The following is a 19,345-nucleotide window of genomic DNA, read 5'->3' as shown; positions in this document are numbered from 1 at the left end:
AACAAATGGGAAATGACCCAGCGCGCCAACCTGCAAATGCACACCCTCGAAGACCTGGTGGAACAACGCACGCTGGCTCTCAAGCAGGCAAGCCAAGCCCTCCAGCACGAGATCGACGAACGCAAGCAGCTCGAAAGCCAACTGGTGCAGTCGGAAAAGCTCGCTTCCCTTGGTCAATTGGCCGCCGGTGTCGCCCATGAAATCAACAACCCTATCGGTTTTATCAGCTCCAACCTCGGCACCCTCGGCGGCTATTTCAATCAACTGCAAGCGATGCTCGACGCCTATCGCAGCGCCGAAGAAGGCATCGCTTCCAGCGAATTGCGCACGCACTTGCAAGCCTTGCGCGAAAAGGTCGAATTGGACTTTCTCCGGGAAGATATCCCGCTGCTGATCAAGGAGTCCCAGGAGGGCATCGGGCGGGTCGGGCAGATCGTCAAGGACCTGAAAAACTTCTCGCGGGTCGACTCCAGCCAGGAGTGGCAGTGGAGCAACCTGCAGCAAGGCATCGAGTCGACCTTGAACATCGTTGCCAACGAACTCAAGTACAAGGCCGATGTGATCAAGGACTACGCCGAACTGCCGGAAATCGAATGCCTGCCCTCGCAGATCAATCAGGTCATCATGAACTTGGTGGTCAATGCCGCCCAGGCGATGGGGCCGGAGCGCGGCACCATCAGCTTGCGCGGCGGATCGTTGGGAAATCGGGTCTGGCTGGAGGTGGCCGACAACGGTTCGGGCATGACGGCGCAAACCGTGCAGAAAATCTTCGATCCGTTCTTCACCACCAAGCCGGTCGGCCAGGGCACCGGGTTAGGACTGTCACTGTCCTATGGCATCGTACAGAAGCACGCCGGGCAGATTTCGGTACGTAGCGAGTTGGGGGCAGGCACCACCTTCAGGGTCGAGCTACCGATCCGCCAGAATAAAACCGGCACATGAAAAATCTGCCTGCCCCGGTCTTCGCAGGTCCTGGCGCGAAAACCGGCTCATGACTCAATTGGCTTCCTGAAAATCCATCTCCGGCGGTTGCTTGCGAAAGCCACCCGTCAGGCACGCCAGGTAGACCAGGCCGATCGCCAACCAACTGACGCCCAGGTAAATCGCCCGGTGATCGAGGCTGGCTATCAGCCACAGGTCCGCCAGCAGACCGATCAACGGGCAGATCAGGAACAGCAACAGCTCGCGCGGACCGCGTTTCTGTGCGCCGATCCAGGAGTGGAAGATCACCGACAGGTTCACCAAACTGAAAGCCAGGAAAGCGCCGAAGTTGATGAACGAGGTTGAGGTGGTCACGTCCAGCTTGAGCGCCAGCAAGGCCACCACGGCGCACAGCAGAATGCTGTTGATCGGGGTGCCGAAGCGCTCGCTCAAGGTACCGAAGAACGACTTGGGCAACACCCCGTCACGCCCCATGGCATACAGCAGGCGAGAACCGCTGGCCTGGGCCGACAGGCCCGAGGCAAACTGGCCGACGATCAGGCCGATCAGGAAGATCGTCACGAACAGGTCGCCACCGATATTGCGGGCGATCTCGTAAGCCGCCGAGTCGACGTTATCGAACACGAACGCGGGATGGGCCAACTGCACGAAGTACGACACACCGACGAAGATCAAGCCACCGATCAGGGTAATCAGCATGATCGCCCGTGGAATGGTGCGGCGCGGATCGCGGGTTTCCTCGGTCAAGGTGCTGACCGCGTCGAAGCCCAGGAAGGAGTAGCAGGCAATGGCCGCGCCACTCATCACCAACGGCATCTGCATCTCGCCATTGAAGAACGGCGCCAGAGTCCACAGCGGCTTGCTGGCGTCACCGCCCATATAATGGATCGCCAGGGCGACAAAGGCCACCAGTACCAGAAACTGCACCAACATCAGCAGCGCGTTGATGCCATTGGCCAGGCGCAGACCGACGATATTGATCAGGCTGGTGATGATGACAAAGGCCAGTATCCAGACCGCTTGCGGTACCGAGGGAAACGCCGAGTTGAGGTAGGCCGCGCCGATCAGCCAGATCGCCATCGGCAGAAACAGATAGTCGAGCAGTACCGCCCAGCCGGCGATAAAGCCAAGTTTCGCGCTGATAGCCTTACGGACATAGCTATAGGCCGAGCCGGCCACCGGAAAGGTCGCGGCCATGCGACTGTAGCTCATGGCCGTGAAAAACATTGCCACCAGCGCCGCGAGATAGGCGGCAGGCACCCTGCCCTCCGTGGATTGAGCGAGGATGCCGAAGGTGCCGAGGACAATGATCGGCGTCATGTAGGCGATGCCGAACAGCACCACCGAGCCCAACGAAAGGGTGCGTTGCAAACGAGCCATGAGGCGACTACTCCGAATGTTATTGGATTTATGACAGAGCCGAGTTCGGCGAAGGTGTAGCGGTATTACAAAATCCCTATCGGTCCGAAACAGTCCCTTGTGGCGAGGGGCTTGCCCCCGTGATGGGTTTCAGTCCTGCGCAATCAACAACTCGCGCACACCATTGGCATGCTCGATCACCTCGCCCGGCAAACGCAGGCGCTGGTCGTCCAGGTAACGATAGTCACGCCGTGCGGCGGCCAGTTGGCTCAGGTCCAGCTCCACACTGAACTGGCCCTCCTCGCGACCGGCCTCCATGAGCAGGACCCCGAAGGGGTCCACCAAGGCGCTGCCACCGGCGAACAACAGGTCGCCATCGCCTTCCCCGACCCGGTTGACCATCAGCGCGAAAGCCTGGTTTTCCTGGGCTCGAGCCATGATGGCGGTGCGGTGGGTCGGCCCATAGGGGTCCATGTTGCCGTTGGTGACGATCAGCAATTGAGCACCCAACTGCGCCAAGGCGCGGGCGGTTTCCGGGAATTCGATGTCGTAGCAGATCAGCAGGCCGACGCGCACACCGTTCCACTCGCAGGTCACATACCGATCACCGGGATTGAACACACCGCGATCCGAGGCCCACAGGTGGGTCTTGCGATAACGCAGGGCAATGCCTTGCGGGGTGATCATCAGCGTGGTGTTGTAGAATCGACCGTGGTCGTTCTCGGCCATACCAATGACCACCGCCAGGTTGCGCTCGCGAGCGGCCTGCTGAACCGCCCGCACGGTCGGGCCGTCCAGCGGCTCGGCGATCCCAGCCACGGCCTCGGCGGACGGAAAGCCCATCAGGTGGGTTTCCGGAAACACGATCAGTTGGGTATCGGCGGCACATGCAGCAATTGCGGCGAGCGCTCGTCCGAGGTTGTAAGCTGTATCGTTATCCCGGCCAGCAAGCTGGGCAAGTTCGACTTTCATGGGTATTCCTTGTTTTCCGGCGCGGACCAGGCTCAATGACGGCGCGGAGCTGGCAGAATAACTGCCCGGCCATTGTGTGTAAGTGTGGCCTCAGTATGCGCACCCACGCCAGGCCATGGGAATTACGCGGCCGAGGTAACTCGATAGGGGTAGACCAATGACACTCATCCTCGATGACATCGCCTGGCACCGCTCGGTGGGGCAAATGATCGAAGCCCTCGACCGCCCGAACTTCTGGACGCAGCTGGTGCGCCTGCTCAACCAGTACGTGGCGTTCGACAGTTGGGTGGTTCTGCTGTTCAGCAGCCAGCGGCACCCGGAAGTGTTCGCCGAATGTCCGGAAGAAGACGGCAGCCCCGACCCACTGTTCCAGGATTACCTCAAGGGCCTGTACCTGCTGGACCCGTTCTACATCGCCAGCCGCGAATACTCGCGCACCGGCCTGTATCGCCTGGCCGAAGTGGCGCCGGAGCACTTCGAACTGACCGAGTACTACCAGCGCTACTTTCGTCTGAACGTGGTGGCCGATGAAATCCAATTCAATTGCCAGCTCGATGATGACCGTACCCTGTGCCTGTCGCTGGGCTCCACCCGTCGTTTCAGCGCAGAACAGATTGCCCTCTTGTCACTGATTCAACCCTGGGTACTGGGCTTGTTGCGCCAGCGCCTGCCCCATGAAGTCCACGAAGAGACCGCCGTAACAGCGTCACCACAACAGGGTGACTGGCGCATCCAGCTGGAAGCCTCGGTGCAACAACTCAAGGGCGCGCAACTGACCGCCCGCGAGCTGGATGTCGGGCGCCTGATGCTCAGCGGCTGTTCGAGTAAGGAAATCGCCCGCAAACTGGAAATCTCCATCGAAACGGTGAAAGTCCACAAGAAACATATGTATAGCAAGCTGGGGATCAAATCCCAGTCCGAGTTATTCTCGATTTTTCTCCAGGCACAAAATACCTAAGCCTTGAACATCCTGCGCGGATTCACACCGCCTATCAGCCCCAGGTAAAACCTGTCAATTTTGACAGTAGACACCGGTATTTTCTTGAGGGAACAATCGACCTGAATCGAATTACCCTACGCCGACTGCTTGCCTGTACAAAAGGAAGTTGCATAAGGCCCCTCCACACGGAAAAGGCCCTTGTCATGGACAGACATTCCAGTGAATTCGAGCGTTAACGCCTACGTTTTCACGGATCGCTTTCGGCAGGCCACTATGTTTACGCGACGTTCCTTCCTGGCGTTTGCCTTACTTCCCCCTCTATTTGCCTCATTGGCCGCACCACCATCGGCATCGGTCGATACTCCCCTGAAGTTGGCTGCCCTCACGCCGTTTGCCCTCGACGGTATGATCAGGCTCGCCGAAGCAACCGCCCCGAAACCGCAGGTACTGACGCCTACAGTGCCAGAACCACTGCTCTCTGGAGTGGGCTACGAGTCCCACGGCAAGGTCGGACTCAAGGAGCATGCGCTGCTCGCCCAAGAAATCGAACAACTGCTCGCACGGATGACGCTCGAAGAAAAAGCCGGACAACTCACTCAACTGAGCGTGCAAAAGTCGCCCACCGGACCGATTGTGAGTAGCGGCAGCGATGACGACATACGCACTCCGGGTGTCGGCTCGCTGATCGGGGCCGAGAGTGTTCAGGACACGCGCCGCTTACAACGAATCGCCGTGGAGGAGTCTCGCCTGCACATTCCCCTGCTGTTCTCGCTCGATGTCCTGCATGGTTTTCGCACGATCTTTCCCGTTCCGTTGGCCGAGGCAGCGGCTTGGGACCCGGACCTGGCACAACGTACCGCCCGAGCCGCCGCCATCGAAGCCAGCGCCAGCGGCGTAAACTGGACCTATGCCCCAATGATCGATATTGCCCGCGATCCACGCTGGGGGCGCGTCGTGGAGGGCTCTGGCGAAGACCCCTTCCTGGGTTCGGCGCTCGCGGTGGCGCGCATACGCGGCTTTCATGGCCAGGGGCCACCCGCCACCTCCACGCTGCTGACCACCGCCAAGCATTTCGTCGGCTACGGTGCCGCCGAAGGAGGACGAGACTACAACACCAGCGATCTTTCGGAGCGCACCCTGCTCGAAACTTACCTCCCGCCGTTTCACGCCGCAGTACAAGCCGGAGTAGATGCTGTCATGCCTGGTTTCAACGAACTGAACGGTATCCCCATGCACGCCAATAGCCCACTGCTCAAGGACACACTGCGTGAACAGTGGGGCTTTCGCGGTATCGTCGTCAGCGATTTCGCCGGCGTGCTTGAACTGATGCCCCACGGCGTAGCCGCGACATCCACGGCGGCGGCCAAACTCGCCTTCGACGCCACGGTGGATATCGATATGGTCAGTGGCTTCTACGTACACCAGTTACCGGCAATGGTGCGCAATGGCCAGCTCACCGAGCATGCATTGGATACCGCCGTAAGGCGCGTATTGGAGGCCAAGCAACGACTTGGGTTGTTCGACGACCCCTATCGCTATATCAATGCAGCCCGTGAAAACGCCAGTCTATTGACCGCGGGCAGCCGGGCGCTGGCGAGGGAAGCGGCGCGCAAATCCATAGTCCTGTTAAAAAACCAGGGGGCACTGCTGCCCTTGCCCAAGGATCTGTCCAGGCTCCTGGTAGTGGGCGCGCTCGCCGACGACAAACTCTCGACCCTGGGCCCCTGGTCAGGCGTCGGGCGCGCCGAGGAATCGATCAGTGTTCTGCAAGGCATCAGACAGGCGGTTTCGCCCGCCACACAGGTGGTCTACCTGCCGGGGGCGTCGCCCGATAACGCCGACCTTCATGCAATCGAGGAGGCGCAGCAGGCTGCCGCCAGCGCCGATGTGATTATTGCCGTACTCGGCGAGCGTGCGAACATGAGCGGAGAAGCACACAGTCGCTCCACTCTCGATTTACCTGGAGCACAGGATGCCCTGCTGGCACGACTGATCGAAACCGGCAAGCCCTTGGTGGTTGTCCTCATGAACGGTCGCCCACTGGCCATCCCCAGGATGGACGCACAGGTCCCGGCGATCCTCGAATCCTGGTTCCTCGGCACGGAAATGGGCAATGGGGTGGCCGATGTCCTATTCGGCGACAGCAACCCCAGTGGCAAGCTACCCATCACCTTTCCCCGGTCGGTAGGGCAGATACCGATCTACTATGCCCACAAGAACACCGGACGACCTCCAAGTGCCGATCCGCCCTACACCTCGTCCTATATTGACCAGTCCTGGAAACCGCTCTATCCATTCGGTCATGGACTGAGCTACACGAGCTTCACCTACGACCCACCTCGGCTGAGTGCCACGCAACTGACAGCCGCGGACACCTTGCAGGTGGACGTCACCGTCCACAACAGCGGGCAACGCGAGGGCGAAGAAATCGCGCAGCTCTACCTGCGCGATAATATCGCCAGCGTGACTCGTCCCGTGCGGGCCCTACGCGGCTTCACCCGAGTGAAGCTGATGCCGGGCGAGGCTCGTAAACTGCGCTTCCTACTCGACAAAGACGACTTCGCCCTGCTGGACCGCTACTTTCTATGGCGGGTGGAGCCCGGCACCTTCACCGTTTTCGTGGGTGGCAGCTCCACTACCGACAATCAAGCAAGCTTCGAAGTGACCGGCCTGGCCAGGGTAGAAGGCCAGGGTTCGACGATTCCACGCACGCTACGTGCTCCCGTGAACAACGCGCAAGAGTGAAACGAACCGGGACGACACACTTTGTGTCGTCTTCCCGACAAGCGCAAAATGCCTGACCGACCTGATGAGTCCGACCCAAAGGAAACCGTATGAGCCTGTCCCTTCTGAGCCGCTATGCCTTCTTTGCCGGCTGCGTGATCTTCACCTTCGCCAGCCTGCCATTCCTCAAGCATGACTGGCTCTGGCCGTTCGCCCTGGTCACTGGCCTGCTTAGTTTGCTGGGCCTGTTCGACCTACTGCAATGCCGTCACGCGGTGCGTCGCAACTACCCGATCCTGGGCAATATCCGTTATCTGGTCGAAGGCATTCGTCCGGAGATCCGCCAGTACCTGCTGGAATCCGACAGCGACGCCCTGCCCTTCTCCCGCGCCCAACGCTCATTGGTGTACTCGCGGGCCAAGAATGAAAGCGCCGACAAGCCCTTCGGCACCCTGATCGACGTGTACCAGTCGGGTTTCGAATTCATCGGCCACTCGATGCGTCCGGCACCGTTGAGCGATCCTAGCGCCTTTCGGGTGATTGTCGGCGGGCCGCAGTGCAAGCAACCGTACTCGGCCTCGATATTCAATATCTCGGCGATGAGCTTCGGCTCCCTCAGTGCCAATGCCATCCGCGCCTTGAATCAGGGCGCCAAGCTCGGCAACTTCGCCCATGACACCGGCGAAGGCAGCATCAGCCCATATCATCGGGAAAACGGTGGCGACCTCACCTGGGAACTGGGCAGTGGCTATTTCGGTTGCCGTACCGCCGACGGCCGCTTCGACCCAGAGCGCTTCGCCGCCCAGGCGCAGAACCCGCAGGTGCGGATGATCGAAATCAAAATGAGCCAGGGCGCCAAACCCGGCCACGGCGGCATTCTGCCCAAGCACAAGGTGACCCAGGAAATCGCCGAAACGCGCGGGGTCATGATGGGCGAAGACTGCGTCTCGCCGTCACGTCACAGTGCCTTCTCGACACCCATCGAGATGATGCAGTTCATTGCCCAACTGCGTGAACTGTCCGGTGGCAAGCCGGTGGGTTTCAAATTCTGCCTGGGCCACCCGTGGGAATTCATGGGCATTGCCAAGGCGATGCTGGAGACCGGCATCTACCCGGACTTCATCGTAGTCGATGGCAAGGAAGGCGGCACCGGCGCGGCACCGGTTGAGTTTACCGACCATATCGGCGTGCCCATGCGCGAGGGCCTGCTGTTCGTACACAACACCCTGGTCGGTTTGAACCTGCGGGACAAGATCAAGCTCGGTGCCAGTGGCAAGATCGTCAGCGCTTTCGATATCGCCAGTGTCCTGGCCATCGGCGCCGACTGGGCTAACTCGGCGCGTGGCTTCATGTTTGCCATCGGTTGCATCCAGTCACAGAGCTGCCACACCAACAAGTGTCCAACCGGCGTCGCCACCCAGGACACCCTGCGCCAGCGTGCGCTGGTGGTACCGGACAAGGCCCAGCGGGTATTCAACTTCCATCGCAACACCCTCAAGGCCCTGGCGGAAATGCTCGCGGCGGCGGGGCTCGATCATCCGTCCCAACTGGAAGCCAAGCATCTGGTCCGCCGCATGTCGGCGACCGAGATCAAGCTGTTCTCGCAACTGCATGTGTTCCTCAAGCCGGGTGAATTGCTCACCGGTGAAGTGAACGGCGAGTTCTATTCGCGCATGTGGCAAATGGCCCGAGCCGACAGCTTCGAACCCCACCAAGTGATCGCGGCCTGAGGTCAGGCCGGCTGATGCCAGCCACGTCGCGTTTCTTCAGGCAGCGGCATACTTCAATGCCGCTGCCCTGCATTTACTTGAGGATAATAAAGAACCGGGCCTGCCCCACAGGCTAGTGGCCTGTGTGGTTAGTTCTATTAGTCAATTTCGGATGCCATAAATCCCTGGCTTGCGTTGCTGTTCCTCGCCATAGCCCGGCTATGACTCGTCACAGCGCCTTAGCCATGAACTTATGGCATCCGAACTTGAGCTAACGAACTCACCGTACAGGCCACTAGAGCAGAAAAATGTGACATTTGGTAATAGCCCACTTTTGCAATTACCCGAAAATCCCGCCACCCTGCGCGCCGCCGACCCGCAGTGCGCAAATTCCGACAGCCGCGCCGGTCATATTCAACATTCGCCCACAGAGCCCGCTGCCATGCTAAACGGACGCGACCCACGCATCGACTTTTTTCGGGGACTGGCGCTGATCTTCATTTTCTGGGATCACGTGCCCCACAACCCCCTCGGCCAGATCACTCTGCGTAATATCGGATTCAGTGATGCGGCAGAGGTCTTCGTGTTTCTCGCCGGCTATGCGGCGATTCTCGCCTACGGCAAGATCCTACAACGCGAGGGTTATTGGCTCGCCACCTTGAAAATCCTGCGCCGCGCCTGGGTGCTGTACGTGGTGCATATTTTCCTGCTGGCGATGCTGATGGGGATCGTGTTCTTCGCCAACAGCCATGTCGAGACTCGCGATCTGGTCCAGGAAATGGGTCTTACGCATTTCGTCACCCACCCGCAACAAGCCCTGGTGGATGAATTACTGCTGCGTTTCAAACCGAATCTGATGGACCCGCTACCGTTGTATATCGTGCTGCTAGCCGGTCTGCCGCTGGTGTTACCCTTGCTGCTGCACAAGACCTGGCTGGTGGTGCTGGTGTCGTTGACGGTGTACCTGCTGGCGCCAAGGCTGGGCTGGAATCTGGCGGCGATTGCCGACGGTGTGTGGTACTTCAACCCAGTCACCTGGCAGTTGCTGTTTGTACTCGGTGGCGCGGCGGCGATTCGCGCCCGGCAATCCAAGCCCGCGCCAGCACGGGCGCTGTCCCGCCAACCGCTGTTTGTCGTGGCGGCCCTCTATGTGCTGGTGTGCGCCGTGCTCACCATTTCCTGGAGATGGCCGCAGATCCACGACGCCTTGATGCCGGTGGCGCTGAGTGAGCTGATTTATCCCATCAGCAAGACCGATCTGTCACCGATGCGCCTGTTGCACTTCCTGGCGCTGGCCTATGTCACCGCAAAGTTGCTGCCCAAGGGTAGCTGGACACAAAACTGGCTGGCACAACAGACCTGCCGCATGGGCCGTTACTCGCTGGAAGTCTTTTGCCTGGGTGTGTTGTTGGCGCCCCTGGCGGACATGATCAATGCCATGGCCGACGACGCCTTCGCCATGCAAGTATTCACCGCCTTGTTCGGTGCCGCACTGATGGCCCTGCTGGGCGCCTGGCTGGATTTCAACCAACGGCTGGGACAACCGGCTCGGACAGTAACGGCGTAGAAGCGCGATACCGCCAACAACAAGCCCGCGGTCGATTGCTCGTCCACGGGCTTGTTCATTTCATACAGCGCTCAGGAAGTCGGACTCGTGACACCAGTCGATACGTTGTTCGGTTGCAGCTTGAACACATAGAACAGCAGCGTCAGCAGCACCAGAAAGGCCGGACCGATGTACAGGGCGACGCGGGTGTCGGGGAAGTAGGCCATCAACGCGACCACCAGCACCAGGAACGCCAACGCCAGATATGAACTGAGCGGATACAACCACATACGATACTGCAGGCCAGCACGCTGTGAAGCCGTCAGGCCCTGGCGGAATTTCAGTTGCGCCAGCAAAATCATCACCCAGGTCCAGATCGCGCCGAAGGTAGCGATGGATGTCACCCAGACAAAGACTTTCTCCGGCACCAGGTAGTTAAGTAGCACACCGAGCAGCAAGGCCCCGATGGACAACAGCAGCGCACGGCGGGGCACGCCATTGTTCGAAGTCCTGGCAAAGGTTGCCGGCGCCTGGCCGTTCTGCGCCAGGCTGTAGAGCATACGCCCGGTGCTGAAGATGCCACCGTTGCAGGAGGACAATGCAGCGGTGATCACCACGAAGTTGATGATACCGGCAGCGGTTTTGATCCCCAGACGCTCGAAGGTCATCACGAACGGGCTGCCCTGGGTGCCGATGGCGTTCCATGGGTAGATCGACAGGATCACGAACAGCGCGCCGACATAGAACAGCAGGATGCGCCAGAACACTGAGCCGATGGCATTCGGAATGGTCTTGTGCGGGTTACGCGCCTCGCCAGCGGTCAAGCCGATCATTTCCACGCCCAGGTAGGCGAACATCACCATCTGCAAGGACATCAGCACACCGCTGATGCCGTTGGGCATGAAGCCACCATTGCTCCACAAGTTGGAAATGCCCAGGGCCACACCGTCATTGCCAAAGCCGAAGGCGATCACGCCGACGCCGCCGATAACCATCGCGATGATGGTGACGATCTTGATCAGGGCAAACCAGAACTCGAATTCGCCAAAGGCCTTCACGGCGATCAGGTTGATCGTGCCCATGCTGACCAGCGCCGCCAGGGCCCAGATCCAGCGGGGCACATCGGGGAACCAGACGCCCATGTACACCGCGACCGCCGTGATTTCCGCCACGCAGGTCACCAGCCAAAGGAACCAGTAGTTCCAGCCGGTGAGAAACCCCGCCAGCGGGCCGAGATAGTCCTGGGCATAACGACTGAAGGAGCCGGCGACCGGATTGTGCACGGCCATTTCACCGAGGGCACGCATGATCACCAGGATCGCCAGGCCACCGATGATGTAGGACAGCATGATCGCCGGCCCCGCCATTTCGATAGCCTGGGCAGAACCGAGAAACAGGCCCACGCCGATGCAGGCGCCGAGCGCCATCAGGCGAATATGTCGTTCACCGAGTTCGCGTTTGAGCGGGCCGCCTTGAGCGGTCTCGCCAGGGGGCAGGTGAGTGCCAACAGGCATAGGGGACAACCTCGTCTTGTTATTGGATATGAACCACCGAGCCAAGGCGCGACGGACAGATAAGCCCGGACTCCCGGATACCGGGGCCGCTTCGTGAGCGATGCCGTCCCACAAGGCAAACCTGCAGGATCAGCGGGGTGCGCAGTATAAAAAGCGGGGAGCAGGATTTTTCACTCTATAAACTACAAGTTTCAGCGATAACTCTCGGCGAAAGCGCTGAAAACAGAGGTACGTTACCTGGGTTCTACCAGCCCTGTCGCACAAAAAACGCGGAGGAGTATTGCACGGCAATGAGGCAACGTCATACTCCAAGCCGAAGCCGACCTTAATCCGCTTAAGGCTCTGGCTCAAGCCTTTCAGCCCAGAATCCGACAATATGCGTGACGTCGTATTCCCGACGTATTCCCACTAACAAGCCGTTCACAGGCAGGAAATACCTGACCACCCTCACAAAATTTTCCTCGCCCTCTGGCAGCGTCTAAGCTTCAGGCAAGTGCGATCAATCTGCGTGAATGGATGAATCGACTATGGGTGCTCAATGGAACTCCGATTCGACCAAAAATGTGGTGCCAACCCACAGTTCGGATGAGGCGCCTTTACCGAAAAAAAAACGTAGACGCAGGCCCTGGTGGCCGTTGTTCTGGCTGGCGGTGTTGATCGCCCTGATTCTGCTCGGGGTCGCCGCCTCCCACGAAATGCATACCTCCAAACTCCAGGCACGGGAGTTCAGCCGTTTTGCCGCTGACCTGAGTTACTCCCTGGCTCATGGCCCCAGCGACTCACTGCTGTACCCCGGCGACGGCCCTTTCGACAAACGCATGGGCTATAGCGACATAGGGACTTTCCTCTCCCGGCTGGCCAAGCGCGGCTACCTGGTCGAAGCACAGGCACGCTTCTCCCCCGCCTTGCTCGACTACAGCGAGGCTGGCTTTTTTGTGCCCTACGTGGAGAAAATCCAGGCCGGCCTGTCGATCACCGACTGCCGGGGCGCCGACCTCTACCAGTACAACTATCCACAACAGCTCTATGCTAACTTCGCCGCCATCCCGCCGCTGGTGGTCAACAGCCTGTTGTTTATCGAAAACCGCGATTTGCTCGACCCTGCTCACCCCATGGCCAACCCCGCCGTGGATTGGCCGCGTTTCGGCAAAGCGGTGCTGTCGCAGATTGCCAAGATCTTGCATATCGGCGGCCAGACCGCTGGCGGCAGCACCCTGGCAACGCAACTGGAGAAGTACCGCCACTCTCCGGATGGCCTGACCTTGTCAGGAGGCGAGAAGATCCGGCAGATGATTTCCGCCAGTGTACGGGCTTACCAGGACGGGCCACAGACCCTGCAGGTGCGGCAGAACGTGGTGCGTGACTACCTCAACAGCGTGCCCCTGTCGGCGGTGCCCGGTCACGGTGAGGTCCATGGCATGGCCGAGGGCTTGCGGGTCTGGTACGGCGCGGACTTCGCCCAGGTCAACGCACAGTTGGACAGCGCCGCCAGCGATCCGACGAGCCTGGCCAAGCGTGGGCTGGCGCTGCGTGAGGTGCTGTCGCTGATGATCGCCCAGCGGCGTCCGTCACACTACCTCGCGCGAGGTCGCAATGAGCTGGCCGAACTGACCGACAGCCACTTGCGCCTGCTGGCCCAGAATGGCGTGATCGACGCACCGCTGGCCGCCGCCGCGCTGGCGAGCAAGGTCAGCTACCGGGACTGGCTGCAAGAGCCAACCATCCAGCCGGTGGAATCGAACAAGGGCATCAGCGTGGCCCGCAGTCGATTGGCGGCGATGCTCAACCGTTCGTTGTACGACCTCGATCGCCTTGACCTGTCGGCCACCAGCACCTTGCAATCACAGTTGCAAGGCCAGGTCAGTGACTACCTGCGCCGCCTGGCGAACCCGGAGTTCGCCGACTCTATCGGCCTGCTGGGCGAACGCCTGCTCACCGCCAGCAGCACCCAACAGGTGCGCTACAGCTTCACTCTGTTCGAACTAACTGCCGACAGCTACCGGGTCCGCGTACAGACCGACAGCACCGACCAGCCCTTCGACATCAACGAAGGCAGCAAACTGGAACTGGGCTCCACCGCCAAGCTGCGGGTCCTCACCACCTACCTGCAGATCATCGCCGAACTGCATGATCGCTACGGCGATCAATCCCCGACGGCACTGAAGAAAGTCGAGATCAACGAGCAGGACCGCATCACCCGCTGGGCCGTTGACTACCTGGCGCAAAACAGCGACCGCAACCTGCCGAAAATGCTCGATGCAGCGCTTAACCGCCAGTATTCGGCGAGTCCTGGCGAAAGCTTCTTTACCGGCGGCGGCCTGCATCGCTTCCACAACTTCCGCAACGAAGACAATGGCCGCCGCCCGACCTTGCTTGAGGCGCTGCGCGAGTCGATCAACCTGCCGTTTATCCGGCTAATGCGCGACCTGGTGCGCTACAGCACCTACCAGGGTCCGAACAACAGTGCCGAATTGCTCAAGGACGATGACAATCCGCGCCGCCAGGAATACCTGGCGCGCTTCGCCGACCGCGAAGGCACGGCCTTCATGTTGCGCTTCTGGAAAAAATACCAGAACAAGGATTCCCAGGAACGCCTGGAAACCTTCCTCGACAGCATGCGCCCGACGCCGATTCGCCTGGCGGCCGTCCATCGCTACCTGCTGCCGCAAGCACCGCAAGCGGCGTTCAACGCCTTTGTCCGGTCCCACCTGAAAACCGAGAAGGTCACTGACGAACGCCTTGCCAAGCTCTACAACAGCTACGGTCCCGGGACCTACGACCTGCCGGACCAGGGCTATATCGCCAAGGTTCATCCGCTGGACCTGTGGTTGCTCGGCTACCTGTTGAAAAACCCCCAGGCCAAGTTCAGCCAGGTGGTGAGCGCCAGCGAGTTCGAACGCCAGGAAGTCTATGGTTGGTTGTTCAAGAGCAAGCACAAGAGCGCCCGCGACAGCCGAATCCGGGTGATGGTGGAGATCGAAGCCTTTCTCGATATCCACCAGCGCTGGCAACAGGTCGGCTATCCCTTCGACCATCTGGTACCGTCCCTGGCGACGGCTATCGGCAGTTCCGGCGACCGCCCGACGGCATTGGCAGAACTGATGGGGATCATCCTCAACGACGGGATACGGATGCCGATACTGCGCATCGACAGCCTGCACTTCGCCGCCGACACGCCCTATGAAACACAATTGCTCAATGACCCAGGCAGGGGCCAGCGGGTCATGCCCTCGGAGGTGGCCACAGCGTTGCGCCTGGCGTTGTCACAAGTGGTGGATGCCGGGACCGCCCGGCGCGTTTCCGGCAGTTTCAAACAGCCGGACGGCACCTCGCTGGCCATGGGCGGCAAGACCGGGACGGGGGATAACCGGATCGAAGCCATCGGCGCGGGCGGGCGGGTCTTGAGCTCGAAGTCGATCAACCGCACCGCGACCTTTGTCTTCTACATCGGCGACCATCACTTTGGCACCTTGACCGCCTTCGTTCCGGGGCGCTCGGCTGAAACCTTCAAATTCACCTCGGCATTGCCGGTCCAGGTGCTTAAGGGCATGGCGCCGATCCTGACGCCCTATCTGCAACCAGGCAGCAACACCTTATGCACCGCTACGAGCGTCGCAACCGCCGCCGAGAAACAGCTCCATTCAGCCTTCGGCATGAAAACGCTTGGCCAGGGTGTAACTCTTTTTCCAGTAGGCGTTGCTCAGGGAATCAATGCGCACGGTTTTGCCACTGCGCGGTGAGTGAATGAACTTGCCCCCTCCCACATAGAGCCCGACATGGCTCACACTGCCCCGACCGTTGCGGTTGAAAAACACCGCATCGCCGGGCTTCAGGCTGCCGCGCTGGATAGTCTTGGCGCTGGAGCGGCGCATCCCCACCGTGGTTCGCGGCAGATGGATATCGGCCTCGTTCTGAAACAGGTAGACCAGTAGGCCACTGCAATCGAAGCCTTTGACCGACATGCCGCCCCAACGATAAGGCGTCCCGATCAATTGATGGGCACGGTCAATAACATTGTCGATGGATGGCTCCACCGCCCCATCGGTGGCCCGGACCTGGGTGGCCTTGACCGAAGAATTTTTCGCTGATTTGAGGGTGGCATGGGCTGGCCAGAAGCTTCCCAACACCAGTAAAAACAGCACAGCTAACACTGACCTGGACATGATAAACGTCGCCTTTGTTGACATCAGGCGGCATGGTACGGAGCTGTCCAGGGCTTGCTTAGAGTGCTTTTCTCGGCTTTATGTAGGAAATATCCCAAGAATAAACACGAAAATCTCCACCCTTGCGTCGGGTGATCAGTGTGAGTGCCTTCCACGCCAGCGGTCCACGCCGATCAACAGCAGCGCCACCAGCACAAACCCCAGCAGGATCTGCCCGGCATTGATGAACACCTGTGGATAACCCAAGCTATCGACATCGACAAAGGGATACGGATACGCCCCGATCACATGACCGCGCAACAGCACATAGGCGAAATACATCAGTGGGTAAACCATCCACGGCACCACCTGCCACCAACGCAAAGTGCCCTTCGGCACGCAGCGCCACCAGTAGGCCACGAACAGCAGCGGCATCAGGTCGTGCAGCAATTCATCCGCCAGCCACTGCAATCCCTGGGGATGCCACAGGGGACGCAATAACAGGTTGTACGCCAACCCCACCACCACAATATTCGCCACGATGGCGGTACGCACCGAAGGCCTGAGAAAAAATCGTCGGCCGGACGACTCCCTCGGTGTCACTTCATAGGTCAGCACCACCGCCACCAGGGTGTTGGTCAGCACCGTGAAGAAACTGAAGAATGTCAGCAGCCCACCCAACAGACTTGCCTCGACCTGCCAACGCGAAATCAGCATCAGTTGCAATTGGATGCCCAAGCCACTCCAGCCCAGCAGCGCCGCGACCAGCAACGCGAGACGCGAACAACCATCCGTGGCACCGTGATGGTCAGGCAGGCCTTTGAATTCCACGACGCGGCGTCAGCGCTTGGTGCGCATCAATTTCACATAAAGCTTCTCGACCTTCTCCCGCGCCCACGGGGTCTTGCGCAGGAAGGTCAGGCTTGACTTGATGCTCGGATCACTCTTGAAGCAACGGATATCGATGCGCTCGACCAGGCCTGCCCATTGGTAATGAGCCACCAGGACGTTGAGAATCTGCTCCAAGGTCACCCCATGCAGGGGGTTGTTGGGTGTATCGGTCATGCCAAACCTTCAATGACGAAATGGGACAAGTCGGGCACCTTAGCCGAGGCCTTCGCCAGGGGGAAGAGCCGCAGCGGACAATGAGGCTGTGTGCCCCTGCGATAACGCAGAAAGCGCTCAGAATTGAGTCTAACGTGTTTGCGAACCGATAAAATATGTTACGTTATAACAACTCAACATTATTCATCGATCAAACCCAGCCGTTTTCAATCTGTTCTTGCGACTCAAAAGTGCACGCCGCACCCCGCTTGCCAAGGAAACATTCATGCTTTTCTCCTCTCCTCTACGCACTCATCTGACTCCGCTGGCCGCCGCCTGGTTGATGGCAGGTCCGGCCCATGCCTTGGAGCTGCAACCTCAGGTCATCACCGCCAACCCGCTGGGCAGCGAACACACCGCCTCTCCCAGCACCGTGCTCGAAGGCGACGACCTGACCCTGCGCCAGCAAGGCAGCCTCGGCGAAACCCTGAACAAACAACCTGGGGTATCGTCGTCCTACTTCGGGCCGGGTGCCAGTCGACCAATCATTCGCGGCCAGGACGGCGACCGCATCCGTCTGTTGCGCAATGGCGTCGGTGCGCTGGATGCCTCGTCGCTGTCCTACGACCACGCAGTGCCACTGGACCCGGTCACTGTCGACCGAATCGAAATCGTCCGTGGCCCCGCCGCCCTGCTCTACGGCGGTAGTGCCATCGGCGGGGTGGTCAATACCTTCGACAACCGTATTCCAACCAATCCCATCGACGGCATCCACGGGGCCGGCGAGCTGCGTTACGGTGGTGCCGACACCACCCGCAGCAGCGCTGGCAAACTGGAAGCCGGCAACGGCAGCTTTGCCCTGCACCTGGATGCCAACGCCCGCGAATTCAATGACCTGCGCATTCCCGGCGACGCCCGCAACCGCAACGCCCCGGCCAGTGAAGACGGCGAAGGCCGCCATGGCCGCCTGGGCAACAGCGACGGTCGCCAGGACGGTGGCGCGGTGGGCGGCTCCTACACTTGGGAGGACGGTTACGCCGGCCTGTCCTACAGCAACTATGACAGCAACTACGGCTCCCCTGCCGAGCAGGATGTACGCATCCGCATGCAGCAGGATCACTACGCCTTCGCCTCGGAAGTCCGCAACCTGCAAGGGCCTTTCAGCTCGGTGAAACTCGATGCCGGTTACACCGACTACGAACACCGCGAAATCGAAGGCGGCGAAGTCGGTACGGTCTTCAAGAACAAGGGTTATGAAGCCAGAGTCGAAGCCCGTCACCTGCCGGTCGGTCCCTTTAACGGAGTGATCGGCGCACAAGTTACCCGCAACGAATTCTCCGCCCTGGGCGAGGAAGCCTTCGTCCCGCAGACCGACACCAACAGCGGGGCACTATTCCTGCTCGAAGAACTCAAGGCCAGCGACCGCCTGACCTTCAGCCTCGGCGGCCGCCTGGAACACACTACGGTCGACCCGGACAGCAAGGGCAACGAACGCTTTGCCAATGCCGAGCGCAGCAACAGCTTCACCGCTGCCAGCCTGTCCTCCGGCGCGGTCTACACCCTGACACCGATTTGGTCCCTGGCCGCGACGCTGGGCTACACCGAACGGGCGCCGACCTTCTACGAGCTGTATGCCAACGGCGCCCATGTGGCCACCGGCACTTATGAAGTCGGCGATGCCAACCTGTCGAAGGAAAAAGCGGTGTCCAGCGACCTGGCCCTGCGCTTCGACAACGGCACTCACAAAGGCAGCTTCGGCGTGTTCTACAGCCATTTCTCCAACTACATCGGCCTGTTGGGCAGCGGGCGCACCCTCAACGACGAAGGCCTGGAGGACGCTGACGGGATTGCCGAATACCGCTACTCGGGCGTGCGGGCACACTTCGCCGGCTTCGAGGCACAGGATCACTGGAAGCTCGGCGAAAGCGCTTATGGCAGCTTTGCCCTGGAACTGTCCGGGGACTACACCCGCGCCACCAATCTCGATACCGGCGAAGCCCTGCCGCGTATCGCGCCATTGCGCCTAAACAGTGGTTTACTGTGGGAACTGGATCGCTGGCAGGCCCGCTTCGATGTCGAACACGCGGCGGGACAAGGTCGGGTACCGGACAACGAATCAGGCACCTCCAGCTATACCACCTTCGGCGCCAGCGCCGGTTATCACTTCGATATCGGTAGCAGCCAGTGGCTGGCCTTCGTCAAGGGCGACAACCTGACCAACCAGACCGTGCGCTACGCCAGCTCGATCCTGCGCGATATCGCGCCGGCACCGGGACGCAGCGTCGAGTTCGGCTTGCGTACCACGTTCTAGGGACTGTGGGAGCGGAGCCTGGCTCTGTACGAAATGTATCCGCGCTCGCCCAGGCAGCGTTGAAAACAGGCTAGCTTTGCCCGGCCTCGTTCGAAGGCATTTCGTACAGACCTAGCCGGCGAAGGAGACAACGCGGTTATTG

At 60.2% G+C, this 19,345-nt stretch carries 13 protein-coding genes and 1 pseudogene; 8 read left to right on the top strand and 6 right to left on the bottom strand.

From position 1 onward, the window contains the following. Window positions 1-129: 129 nt before the first annotated feature. Window positions 130-216 (top strand): annotated as a pseudogene (locus tag AWM79_RS26065) (hypothetical protein); the annotation flags it as partial. Window positions 217-273: 57 nt separating this feature from the next. Beyond that, window positions 274-942 carry an ATP-binding protein gene (locus AWM79_RS26060; protein WP_425262057.1) on the top strand — a complete coding sequence of 223 codons (669 nt, stop codon included), beginning with the start codon at window positions 274-276 and terminating at the stop codon, window positions 940-942. 54 nt (window positions 943-996) lie between these two features. Here AWM79_RS26060 and AWM79_RS10040 read toward each other — a convergent pair whose 3' ends face one another. Then, window positions 997-2,322 (bottom strand): APC family permease, encoded by a 1,326-nt coding sequence (locus tag AWM79_RS10040; RefSeq protein ID WP_060782744.1) that lies wholly within the window; start codon window positions 2,320-2,322, stop codon window positions 997-999. A gap of 129 nt (window positions 2,323-2,451) precedes the next feature. Continuing rightward, a complete protein-coding gene (locus AWM79_RS10035) occupies window positions 2,452-3,273 on the bottom strand; it encodes a carbon-nitrogen hydrolase family protein (RefSeq protein WP_060782743.1) in 822 nt (273 codons plus the stop codon). Window positions 3,274-3,430: 157 nt separating this feature from the next. On the opposite strand from AWM79_RS10035, the gene AWM79_RS10030 reads away from it, so the two are divergent. From AWM79_RS10030 to AWM79_RS10015, 4 genes are all read left to right on the top strand, one after another. After that, window positions 3,431-4,231: a helix-turn-helix transcriptional regulator gene (locus AWM79_RS10030; RefSeq protein ID WP_060782742.1), complete on the top strand. Its 801-nt coding sequence runs from the start codon at window positions 3,431-3,433 to the stop codon at window positions 4,229-4,231. Between the two features lie 255 nt (window positions 4,232-4,486). Continuing rightward, window positions 4,487-6,958 carry a beta-glucosidase BglX gene (bglX, locus tag AWM79_RS10025; protein ID WP_244159629.1) on the top strand — a complete coding sequence of 824 codons (2,472 nt, stop codon included), beginning with the start codon at window positions 4,487-4,489 and terminating at the stop codon, window positions 6,956-6,958. A gap of 89 nt (window positions 6,959-7,047) precedes the next feature. Beyond that, window positions 7,048-8,667 (top strand): FMN-binding glutamate synthase family protein, encoded by a 1,620-nt coding sequence (locus AWM79_RS10020; protein WP_060782741.1) that lies wholly within the window; start codon window positions 7,048-7,050, stop codon window positions 8,665-8,667. A 421-nt stretch (window positions 8,668-9,088) separates the two neighbouring features. Then, window positions 9,089-10,213: an OpgC family protein gene (locus AWM79_RS10015; protein ID WP_060782740.1), complete on the top strand. Its 1,125-nt coding sequence runs from the start codon at window positions 9,089-9,091 to the stop codon at window positions 10,211-10,213. Window positions 10,214-10,284: 71 nt separating this feature from the next. Here AWM79_RS10015 and AWM79_RS10010 read toward each other — a convergent pair whose 3' ends face one another. Next, complete coding sequence (locus tag AWM79_RS10010) at window positions 10,285-11,706, bottom strand: amino acid permease (RefSeq protein WP_060782739.1); 1,422 nt, start codon at window positions 11,704-11,706, stop codon at window positions 10,285-10,287. 527 nt (window positions 11,707-12,233) lie between these two features. Between AWM79_RS10010 and AWM79_RS10005 the strand changes: the two genes are divergently transcribed. After that, complete coding sequence (locus AWM79_RS10005) at window positions 12,234-15,446, top strand: transglycosylase domain-containing protein (protein WP_060782738.1); 3,213 nt, start codon at window positions 12,234-12,236, stop codon at window positions 15,444-15,446. Here the strand turns inward: AWM79_RS10005 and AWM79_RS10000 are convergent. From AWM79_RS10000 to AWM79_RS09990, 3 genes are all read right to left on the bottom strand, one after another. Beyond that, window positions 15,348-15,869 carry a C40 family peptidase gene (locus AWM79_RS10000; protein ID WP_082712603.1) on the bottom strand — a complete coding sequence of 174 codons (522 nt, stop codon included), beginning with the start codon at window positions 15,867-15,869 and terminating at the stop codon, window positions 15,348-15,350. The genes AWM79_RS10005 and AWM79_RS10000 overlap by 99 nt on opposite strands. A gap of 135 nt (window positions 15,870-16,004) precedes the next feature. After that, window positions 16,005-16,619, bottom strand: coding sequence for a Pr6Pr family membrane protein (locus AWM79_RS09995; protein WP_060783968.1), 615 nt, complete (start codon window positions 16,617-16,619; stop codon window positions 16,005-16,007). A 69-nt stretch (window positions 16,620-16,688) separates the two neighbouring features. After that, window positions 16,689-16,913: a VF530 family protein gene (locus tag AWM79_RS09990; RefSeq protein WP_017131742.1), complete on the bottom strand. Its 225-nt coding sequence runs from the start codon at window positions 16,911-16,913 to the stop codon at window positions 16,689-16,691. Window positions 16,914-17,178: 265 nt separating this feature from the next. Between AWM79_RS09990 and AWM79_RS09985 the strand changes: the two genes are divergently transcribed. Next, window positions 17,179-19,203: a TonB-dependent receptor gene (locus AWM79_RS09985; protein WP_060782736.1), complete on the top strand. Its 2,025-nt coding sequence runs from the start codon at window positions 17,179-17,181 to the stop codon at window positions 19,201-19,203. The last annotated feature ends 142 nt before the right edge of the window (window positions 19,204-19,345 follow it).

This window comes from Pseudomonas agarici (genome assembly GCF_001543125.1).
Classification (GTDB): domain Bacteria; phylum Pseudomonadota; class Gammaproteobacteria; order Pseudomonadales; family Pseudomonadaceae; genus Aquipseudomonas; species Aquipseudomonas agarici.
This window is presented reverse-complemented; position numbering and strand designations above follow the sequence as displayed.

Bases quoted from the DNA above. Each gene is read 5' to 3' on its own strand.
- AWM79_RS26060 (WP_425262057.1), top strand. From the start codon at position 274: ATGCTCGACGCCTATCGCAGCGCCGAAGAAGGCATCGCTTCCAGCGAA.
- AWM79_RS10040 (WP_060782744.1), bottom strand. From the start codon at position 2,322: ATGGCTCGTTTGCAACGCACCCTTTCGTTGGGCTCGGTGGTGCTGTTC.
- AWM79_RS10035 (WP_060782743.1), bottom strand. From the start codon at position 3,273: ATGAAAGTCGAACTTGCCCAGCTTGCTGGCCGGGATAACGATACAGCT.
- AWM79_RS10030 (WP_060782742.1), top strand. From the start codon at position 3,431: ATGACACTCATCCTCGATGACATCGCCTGGCACCGCTCGGTGGGGCAA.
- bglX (WP_244159629.1), top strand. From the start codon at position 4,487: ATGTTTACGCGACGTTCCTTCCTGGCGTTTGCCTTACTTCCCCCTCTA.
- AWM79_RS10020 (WP_060782741.1), top strand. From the start codon at position 7,048: ATGAGCCTGTCCCTTCTGAGCCGCTATGCCTTCTTTGCCGGCTGCGTG.
- AWM79_RS10015 (WP_060782740.1), top strand. From the start codon at position 9,089: ATGCTAAACGGACGCGACCCACGCATCGACTTTTTTCGGGGACTGGCG.
- AWM79_RS10010 (WP_060782739.1), bottom strand. From the start codon at position 11,706: ATGCCTGTTGGCACTCACCTGCCCCCTGGCGAGACCGCTCAAGGCGGC.
- AWM79_RS10005 (WP_060782738.1), top strand. From the start codon at position 12,234: ATGGGTGCTCAATGGAACTCCGATTCGACCAAAAATGTGGTGCCAACC.
- AWM79_RS10000 (WP_082712603.1), bottom strand. From the start codon at position 15,869: ATGTCCAGGTCAGTGTTAGCTGTGCTGTTTTTACTGGTGTTGGGAAGC.
- AWM79_RS09990 (WP_017131742.1), bottom strand. From the start codon at position 16,913: ATGACCGATACACCCAACAACCCCCTGCATGGGGTGACCTTGGAGCAG.
- AWM79_RS09985 (WP_060782736.1), top strand. From the start codon at position 17,179: ATGCTTTTCTCCTCTCCTCTACGCACTCATCTGACTCCGCTGGCCGCC.